General features: G+C 66.1%; 8 protein-coding genes. 3 read left to right on the forward strand and 5 right to left on the reverse strand.

The genetic code is table 11. The features are described 5' to 3' along the window. The first annotated feature begins 52 nt into the window (after positions 1 to 52). Entirely contained in the window at positions 53 to 871 is an 819-nt protein-coding gene (locus H5T60_08350) for a hypothetical protein (GenBank protein ID MBC7242440.1), read from the forward strand. A 55-nt stretch (positions 872 to 926) separates the two neighbouring features. On the opposite strand, the gene H5T60_08355 is transcribed toward H5T60_08350, so the two are convergent. Both H5T60_08355 and H5T60_08360 read right to left on the reverse strand, forming a co-directional pair. Continuing rightward, the gene (locus H5T60_08355; GenBank protein ID MBC7242441.1) at positions 927 to 2,582 is read right to left on the reverse strand and encodes a CTP synthase; all 1,656 of its coding nucleotides are present in this window, start codon (positions 2,580 to 2,582) and stop codon (positions 927 to 929) included. Between the two features lie 187 nt (positions 2,583 to 2,769). Beyond that, on the reverse strand, positions 2,770 to 3,141 hold the full coding sequence (locus tag H5T60_08360) for a roadblock/LC7 domain-containing protein (protein ID MBC7242442.1): 372 nt from the start codon (positions 3,139 to 3,141) through the stop codon (positions 2,770 to 2,772). A gap of 222 nt (positions 3,142 to 3,363) precedes the next feature. Between H5T60_08360 and mtaB the strand changes: the two genes are divergently transcribed. Both mtaB and H5T60_08370 read left to right on the forward strand, forming a co-directional pair. Next, positions 3,364 to 4,665: a tRNA (N(6)-L-threonylcarbamoyladenosine(37)-C(2))-methylthiotransferase MtaB gene (gene mtaB / locus H5T60_08365; GenBank protein ID MBC7242443.1), complete on the forward strand. Its 1,302-nt coding sequence runs from the start codon at positions 3,364 to 3,366 to the stop codon at positions 4,663 to 4,665. A gap of 67 nt (positions 4,666 to 4,732) precedes the next feature. Next, positions 4,733 to 5,146: a YjbQ family protein gene (locus tag H5T60_08370; GenBank protein ID MBC7242444.1), complete on the forward strand. Its 414-nt coding sequence runs from the start codon at positions 4,733 to 4,735 to the stop codon at positions 5,144 to 5,146. Here H5T60_08370 and H5T60_08375 read toward each other — a convergent pair. The 3 genes from H5T60_08375 to H5T60_08385 are packed head-to-tail and all read right to left on the reverse strand — an operon-like array spanning position 5,133 to position 8,144. Further along, positions 5,133 to 6,122 (reverse strand): P1 family peptidase, encoded by a 990-nt coding sequence (locus H5T60_08375; protein ID MBC7242445.1) that lies wholly within the window; start codon positions 6,120 to 6,122, stop codon positions 5,133 to 5,135. The two genes, H5T60_08370 and H5T60_08375, sit on opposite strands and share 14 nt — an antisense overlap. Position 6,123: 1 nt before the next feature. After that, positions 6,124 to 7,350: a bifunctional phosphopantothenoylcysteine decarboxylase/phosphopantothenate--cysteine ligase CoaBC gene (gene coaBC / locus H5T60_08380; GenBank protein MBC7242446.1), complete on the reverse strand. Its 1,227-nt coding sequence runs from the start codon at positions 7,348 to 7,350 to the stop codon at positions 6,124 to 6,126. 8 nt (positions 7,351 to 7,358) lie between these two features. Beyond that, positions 7,359 to 8,144 carry a type III pantothenate kinase gene (locus H5T60_08385; protein ID MBC7242447.1) on the reverse strand — a complete coding sequence of 262 codons (786 nt, stop codon included), beginning with the start codon at positions 8,142 to 8,144 and terminating at the stop codon, positions 7,359 to 7,361. Positions 8,145 to 8,315: the final 171 nt, after the last annotated feature.

Raw genomic sequence — 8,315 nt, forward strand, 5'->3', positions numbered from 1 at the left:
GAGCGCCCAGCTTGGCCCATGGCGGGAAGCGGGGATCATTGGCCCTGGCGGCATGCCGGCAGAAGCGGCGTTCCCCGACCTATCCACGGTAGTTCCCCTCTCCCCAGAGCTGGGCGGGAGCCGGTTCGTGGCCTATCCCGTGCCGCTGAGCCTGCCGGCGGAGCTTCAGCTCGTGTTCTGCAGTGTGATGACGGAATACCGCCTAAAGGATGAGCTCCAGCCCGGCATAGCCATCCTGGCCGACGGCGAACTGCTGGCCTATCAGCAGGTAGCGCGCACGGGGAACCTCTCCTGGAATCCCTCGCCGGCCAGGGATGAGGCCGGCCATCTGTACCTGGCGTGGCCGGACACGCGCGGCCAAGGCCGCTATGACGTGTATATTGCCACCACGGCGCCGGCGCTGAAGGAAGCCATCCGCCGGCCGAACCAGGATGACATCCTGCTGGGAGCGGTGGCCTTCGGCTGGGGGATGCTGGCCGGCCTGACCACTTTCTTGCCTTTCCTGATGGTCATCCTGGTCTTTCCGCTGGCAGTGGTGGTGGGATATCATATTTTCGGCAGTCAGGAGGAACTGTCCGCGCCTGGGCCGCGCATTGTCCTGGTGGTGGCCGGCCTGCTGTACTATGCCGGCAAACTACTGATATTCTCCGCCCTGCTGTCTTTCCCGCCCTTCCGGGAGCTCCTGCCAGAGGGCCTGCGCTGGACGCTGGACTTCGGACTGCCGGCGCTGATCCTGGCGCTGGCCCTGCTGGCACTGCGTCAGTACCTCCGTCGGGCACAGCCGCCGCGGCTCTTCGCCGGCTTTCTCGTCTTCGTGCTCACCGACGCCCTACTGACGATGATGCTCTACGGGCCCGGGTTTTATGGATAGCAAGCAGGTGACAGTCACCTTCACGGTGACTGTCACCTGTTTTTGTAAAGGGGGATCAGGAGGCCGGCTGGGAAGCGGCCGGCGCCGCTTCCGCCTGCCCCAAACGCTGTTCCCGATAGCGGATCGCCGCCCGGATGAACCCTACGAACAGCGGGTGTGGGCGGTTGGGGCGCGATTTGAACTCCGGATGGAACTGACTGCCCACCATCCAGGGGTGATCTGCCAGCTCGGCAATCTCCACCAGCTTATCCCCCGGGGACACGCCCGAAAAGACCATGCCGCCCTTGCTGAGCATATCGCGGAAAGCGTTGTTCAGCTCAAAGCGGTGGCGGTGGCGCTCCATGACGACTTCCACATTGCCGTAGGCCTCCGCCGCTTTCGTGCCGGGCTTGAGGTAACAGGGATACACCCCCAGGCGCATGGTGCCGCCCATCTCGGCCAGATCGCGCTGGTCCGCCATCAAGTCAATGACCGGGTACGGGGTGGAGACGTCGAACTCAGTGCTGTTGGGCAGATCATTGCCGACGATGTGGCGCGCCAGCTCGATAACCATGACCTGCATGCCCAGGCACAGGCCGAGATAGGGGATTTTATGCTCGCGCGCGTAGCGAGCGGCTATAATTTTCCCCTCGATGCCGCGGTAGCCGAAGCCGCCGGGCACCACGATGCCGTCCAGCCCCTCCAGCACGCTCAGATCGCGCCGGCGCTCTAACTGCTCCGAATCGATCCAGCGGATCTGGACGTCGCGGTTGAGAGCGACGCCGGCATGCCTGAGCGCCTCCCGCACGCTGATGTAGGCGTCTTGGAGCTGGACATATTTCCCCACCAGGCCGACCTCGATCGGCGGCTTGGGGCGCTTGATCTCCTCCACCAGCGCGCGCCAGGCGCTCAAATCCGCCTCGCGCGCCGGCAGGCCCAGCTTCTTCACCAGCAGATCCCCCATGCCCAGCTCTTCCAACAGGACCGGCACCTCATAAACGGTCTCCGCCGTCAGCAGGGGGATGACCGCCTCCGGCTCTACGTCACAGAACAGGGCGATCTTCTCCCGCAGGCCGTCGTCCACCGGGTAATCCGAGCGCGCCACGATGATATCCGGCTGGATGCCGATACTGCGCAGTTCGCGCACGCTGTGCTGGGTCGGTTTGGTCTTCAGTTCGCCGGTGGCGCCGATATAGGGCAAAAATGTGACATGCACATAGAGGGTGTTTTCCCGCCCCACATCCTTGCGCATCTGGCGGATGGCCTCCAGGAAGGGCAGACCTTCGATGTCACCCACCGTGCCGCCCACTTCGACGATCTGGACGTCGGGCTGAAACTCCCGGGTGACCCGCCCAATACTCCATTTGATCTGATTGGTGATGTGCGGGATGACCTGGATGGTGCCGCCCAGGAAATCGCCGCGCCGCTCCTTGGCGATCACCTCCGCGTAAATCTGACCGGTGGTCACATTGGAGGAACGGGACAGGTTCTCGTCAATGAACCGCTCATAGTGGCCCAGGTCCAGGTCGGTTTCCGCGCCGTCCTCGGTGACGAACACCTCGCCGTGCTGATAGGGCGACATGGTGCCCGGGTCCACGTTGATGTAGGGGTCCAGTTTCTGGACGGAGACAGAGAAGCCGCGGCTTTTCAGGATGCGGCCGATGGAAGCGACGGTGATGCCCTTGCCCACGGACGAGACCACGCCGCCGGTGCAGAAGATGTACTTGGTCATGCGCTGACTCCCCCGCCGGCCACTGCCGCCGGCGCCTTCCAGTCCTTCGGTCGAACTACCATCTCTTCCCCCATACATAAAAACTCGGAGAGACAAAGCTCTCCGGGTTTGACATCTCGTTCGAAAGGGACAAAACGCCCTTGGCAGGCGTTTGTCGAAGTGCGGTTGTATGAGTCACGCCGGCCCCTCAGACCAGCTTGCTCAGGTCCTCGGCGGCGCGGCGCATGTCCAGGAAGACCAACCCAAGCTTGGCATCCTTGCGCGCCAGCACGGTCAGCACCGCCTCTTCCCCCACTGCGGACAGGAAGACATACCCGTTGGCGCCGCGGATGTAAACTTGCTCCAGCGCGCCGCGGCCCAGCTCGGAGGCGATGCGCTCGCCCAGGGAGAGCATGGCGGCGGACATAGCGGAGACGCGGTCCTCCTCGACGTCCGCCGGCAGGGCCGAAGCCATGATGAGACCATCCACGCTCACCACCGCGGATGCTTCAATGTCGGGACTGCTGGCCTGCAGATCACGCAGGCGGCTCACCATCAGCTCAGTGCGAGACCGGGTCATCATGAAGGACTCCTTTCCTCACTCGCCTGCCGGTATGTGCGATGGTAGGATTTCCCTGTCACACCGCCCATCATAGCACAATTATACGGATGCGTCAATCCCGACCTGGCGCCAATCAGACGCCGGCCGGCCTCCCCGCGCGCAGGGAGAGGGCCGGCGCGGAAAGGACGTCAGGGTGCCAGGGCTTTGGCGAATCACGGCGACCCGGATATACTATATCGTATGACCAAGGTATATCTGGAAAGCCTCGGGTGCAAATTGAACCAGAGCGAGCTGGAGCGCATGGCGCGCCAGTTGCAGGACGCCGGCCATCTGGTGGTAGACAGCCCCGCCGAGGCCGATGTCTGCGTGCTGAACAGCTGCGCGGTCACGCATATCGCGGCCCGCAAGACACGTCAGGCACTGCGGGGCATGCGCCGCGCCAACCCGCGCGCCCGCCTGGCGGTGGTGGGATGTTATGCCCAGTTGTGGCCGGCGGAGCTGGCGGCCATCGAGGGCGTCGAGGTCATCGGGCATGCGGCCGCCAAGGAGGACATCGTCGCCGCGTTGGGACTGCCGGCAGAGCCCACCCGGCCGGCCCGCCCGCCGGCGCGCCGGCGCACGCGCGCCTTCGTGAAAGTGCAGGATGGCTGTAACAACCGCTGTACGTACTGCGTGGTGCGGCTGGCGCGCGGCCCGGAGCGCAGTCGGCCCCTGGAAGATATCCTGCAGGAGGTGCGCGCCCTGGCCGGCGAGGGGGTGCAGGAGATTGTCCTCACCGGCGTGCACGTGGGCGCATATGGGCGCGACTTAGGGCTGAGCCTGGTGGACCTGGTGCGCGGCATTCTGAACGAGGTGGATATCGCCCGCCTGCGCCTCTCTTCTATCGAGCCGTGGCATCTGGAGGAGCGTTTCTTCGACCTGTGGCGGGACCCACGGCTGTGCCGGCATCTGCATCTGCCCCTGCAGTCCGGCTGTGATGCCACCCTGCGGCACATGGGCCGGCGCTACAGCACTGCCGAATTCGCCCGCCTGGTAGAGATGGCGCGGGAGCGCATCCCGGACGTGGCTATCACCACGGACGTCATGGTCGGCTTCCCCGGCGAGACGGACGAGGAATTCGCCCAGAGCCTGGCGTTCGTGGAACGCATGGGGTTCGCCCGCATCCACGTGTTCCGCTATTCGCCGCGGCCGGGCACGCCGGCGGCTTCGTTCCCCGGGCAGGTGCCGGCGGATGTCAGCGCGGCGCGCAGTGACGCCGTGATCGCCGTCGGGGAAGCATCGTCCCAAGCCTTCCGCCGGCGTTTCCTTGGCCGGGTCATGTCCGTGCTGTGGGAGAACCGCGACCCGGAGAACGGCCTGTGGAGCGGCCTGACCGACAACTATATCCGCGTCTGGATGGCCAGCGACGAAGACCTGCACAACCGTCTGCTGGACGTGGAGTTAGTGGAGCTGTGCGGAGAGGGGATGCTGGGCCGGCCGGCGGCCGATTCAACCGACGCTCCAGCTTCCCCAGCCTCAACACCTCCATCAAATCGCAATTGACAGCCGCCGCTTCTCCAATAGAATATGGGCGTCGCTTGGTAGAGCACAAAACTGATGAGGAGGCGCCGTGAAATCCCATACCGAGTATCTCTGGTTCCACACCCGCCAGCGCCGAGAATACATCAACATCACGCCGCAGGTGGAACGCATCGTGGCGGAGAGCGGTGTGCAGGAGGGGCTGGTGCTGGTCTCGGCGATGCACATTACCGCCGGCGTCTACGTCAATGACGCCGAGAGCGGCCTCATCCGCGACATTGATGAATGGCTGGAGAGGCTGGCGCCTTACCGCCCCGACTACCGCCACCACCAGACCGGCGAGGACAACGGCGACGCCCACCTCAAGAGCCTGCTCATCCACCACGAGGTCATCCTGCCCATCACCAACGGCCGGCTGGACCTGGGTCCCTGGCAGCAGGTGTATTACGCCGAGTTCGACGGCCAGCGCCGCAAACGGGTGGTGGTCAAGGTCATCGGCGAGTAGCGCCCTGCCCCAGGTCGCTCGCCGCCGGCAGGCCCCCCAGCCCTTCGGCGGCGAGCACCCCGCGCACGATCGCCTGCGCCACGGCCTCCGCCGCCAACGCTCCTACCAGGGTGACCGGCGCCCTTTTCCGGCCGGCGGAAAGGGCGAAGATCGTGTCCCCGTCGAACATGGTGTGCGCCGGCCGTACGCTCCGGGCAACACCGTCCTGGGCCATCTGGGCGACCTTATTGGCCTGCGCCTTGGTCAGGGCGGCATTGGTCGCCACGACGCCGATGACGGTGTTGCCGGCGAAGCCCATGGCCACCCGACCGGTCAGCCCCTTCATGGCCTCCATGGAGCTGGCCAGCCTATCGCCCGAGGGGGAGCGCAGGCCGGCGATGACCTCTCCCGTGTCCGGGTCCACCACATCTCCCAGCGGGTTCACGGCCACGATGGCGCCCACCAGGATGCCGCCGGCGCGGGCCAACCCCAGCCCTAAGCCCCCCTTCATGGCGCGCCCCATGCCGAACAGCTTGCCGACCGTGGCGCCGGCGCCGGCGCCGACATTCCCCTCGCGTGTTTCGTCCGAGGAGGCGGCCTGCGCCGCGGCATAGCCCATGGCCGCGTCGGGGCGCGCCTTCGGGTCGCCGATGGCCAGGTCATAGAGCACAGCCGCCGGCACAATGGGCACCCGCGCTACCCCCGTCTCATACCCGATGCCCTGCTCCTCCAGATAGCGCATCACCCCACAGGCGGCGTCCAAGCCGAAGGCACTGCCGCCGGTCAGGACCACCGCATGCACCTTCTCCACCAGATTCTCGGCGCGCAGTAAATCGGTCTCGCGGGTGCCGGGGGCGGAACCCCGCACGTCCACCCCTCCCACGGCGCCGGCGCGGCACAGCACCACGGTACAGCCGGTGATGCCCACCAGGTCCGTGGCATGTCCCACCTCGATGCCCGGCACCGCCGTAATGCCAAAGGGCGCCGATCTGGCCATCTCATTCCCTCCTTGGGGCGGAAGCCCGCAGTTGATCGCGCACAAAATCCCAGATGCGGTGCGCCACCTCCTCCTTGGTCATCAGCGGCAGAGCCTGACTGCCGGCGGCGCTGATCAGGATGACGCGGTTGGTATCGGTGCCAAAGCCGCTGTCCGGCGCAGTGACATCGTTAGCGACAATGAGATCCAGCCCCTTGCGCAGGAGCTTCTCGCGGGCATATTCCTCCACCTGTTGGGTCTCAGCGGCAAAACCGACCAGCACCGCCGGCGCGCCCCATTCCGCCCGCCGGCGCGCCACCTCCCCCAGGATGTCCGGCGTGCGCTCCAGCTCCAGCACCAGCTCGCCGGCGGTCTTCTTGATCTTCTGCTCCTGGCGCACCTTGGGCCGATAGTCCGCCACAGCCGCCGACATCACCAGCGCGTCGCACTGCGGCGCCCACCGCATCACCGCCTCGTACATCTCCTGCGCCGATTCAACCATCACCCGCTCCACGCCCCGGGGGCACTCCAGCCACGTGGGGCCGCTCACCAGCACCACCTGGCCGCCGCGGTCGCGCGCCGCCGTCGCCAGGGCATAGCCCATTTTGCCCGTGGAACGGTTGCCGATGAAGCGCACCGGGTCCAGGGCCTCGCGCGTGCCGCCGGCCGTGACCAGCAGACGCCGGCCGGCCAGGTCGCCCTGCAGTCCGATGATGCGCCGCGCCTCGTCGAGGATCTCGGCCGGCTCGACCATGCGGCCCGGCCCATATCCGCCGGAGGCCAGCCGGCCCTCCGCCGGCCCGATGACATACATGCCGCGCTCCCGCAGGAGCGCCATATTGGCCTGGGTGGCAGGATTCTGCCACATATGCGTTTCCATGGCCGGCGCCAGCAGGATGGGACAGCGCGCCGCCAGCGCGGTGGTGGTCAGGAGGTTATCCGCAATGCCGTGCGCCAGCTTGGCGATGGTGTTGGCGGTTGCCGGCGCGATAATCATCAAATCGGCCGCCTGTCCCAGCGCCACATGGCTGATGGCGGCATCCTCGCGCAGGGCGAACATCTCCACCAGCACCGGCCGGCCGGTCAGGGCTTGGAAGGTCAAGGGAGCCACGAACTCCACCGCCGCCGGCGTCATGATGACATCCACCTGGGCGCCGGCCTTGACCAGCCGGCTGGCTAGGTCCGCCGCCTTATAAGCCGCAATCCCTCCGCTCACGCCCAGCACAATGCGTTTGCCCTGCAGGTTCATCCTTTCCCTCACTTTCGGGCCGCTTCTTTCTGATTCAGCTCCCAGATGAAGCGCAGGCCGTCCAGCGTCAGCCAGGGATCAACCGCATCGAAGACCCTGGTGGCCGCCGCCAGCCGGGAGGCCAGGCCGCCGGTCGCGATGGTGCGCATGGCCGGCCCCAATTCCTGCCGGAAACGCTCCACCATCCCCTCTACCAGGCCAATGTAGCCCATAAAGACGCCGGAGCGCATGCTCTCCACCGTGTTGGTGCCGATGATCTTGGGGGGCTGGGAGAGGTCAATGCGCGGGAGCTGGGCGGTGCGCATGACCAGCGCCTCCAGGGCGGTCTCCAGCCCGGGCGCAATAGCGCCGCCCAGGTAATCCCCCTCCTCCGAGATTGCGTCGAACGTGGTGGCCGTGCCGAAATCCACGATGCACGCCGGCCCGCCGTACTTGCGGAAGCCGGCCGCGGCGTTGACAATGCGGTCCGCCCCCACCTCGCGCGGATTATCGACGCGGATGCGCACGCCCGTGCGCACGCCGGCGGAGACCACCAGCGGCGCTCGCTGGAAATAGCGCTCGAACATCTCGCCGAAGATGCCGGTCAGCGGCGGGACCACACTGCACATACAGATGCCCTCGATGTCCGCCGGCCGTTTGCCGGCCAGGCCCAGCATCTGGAGCAGGAGCAGACCGTATTCGTCGGGCATGCGGTGATGGTCCGTCATGATGCGCCAATGCGCGGTCAGTGCTGGCCCTTCATACACCCCCAGCACGATGTTGGTATTGCCGACGTCCACACAGAGCAAAGCCATATGCCTCCCTCCTTGACATTCCACCGTCACAGCCGGGCATGCCGGCGCCGCGCCAGCCCCTTCCAGGCTGGGTCTTACCCACTTTTGACAGTACGACGTCCTCCTGCTATTTGGTAGTTGCGAAACCAACCATAGAGCAGAGAGGGCGTCGTGACACTAACATACCATGAT

The sequence above is a fragment of the Anaerolineae bacterium genome (assembly GCA_014360855.1).
Classification (GTDB): Bacteria; Chloroflexota; Anaerolineae; order JACIWP01; family JACIWP01; genus JACIWP01.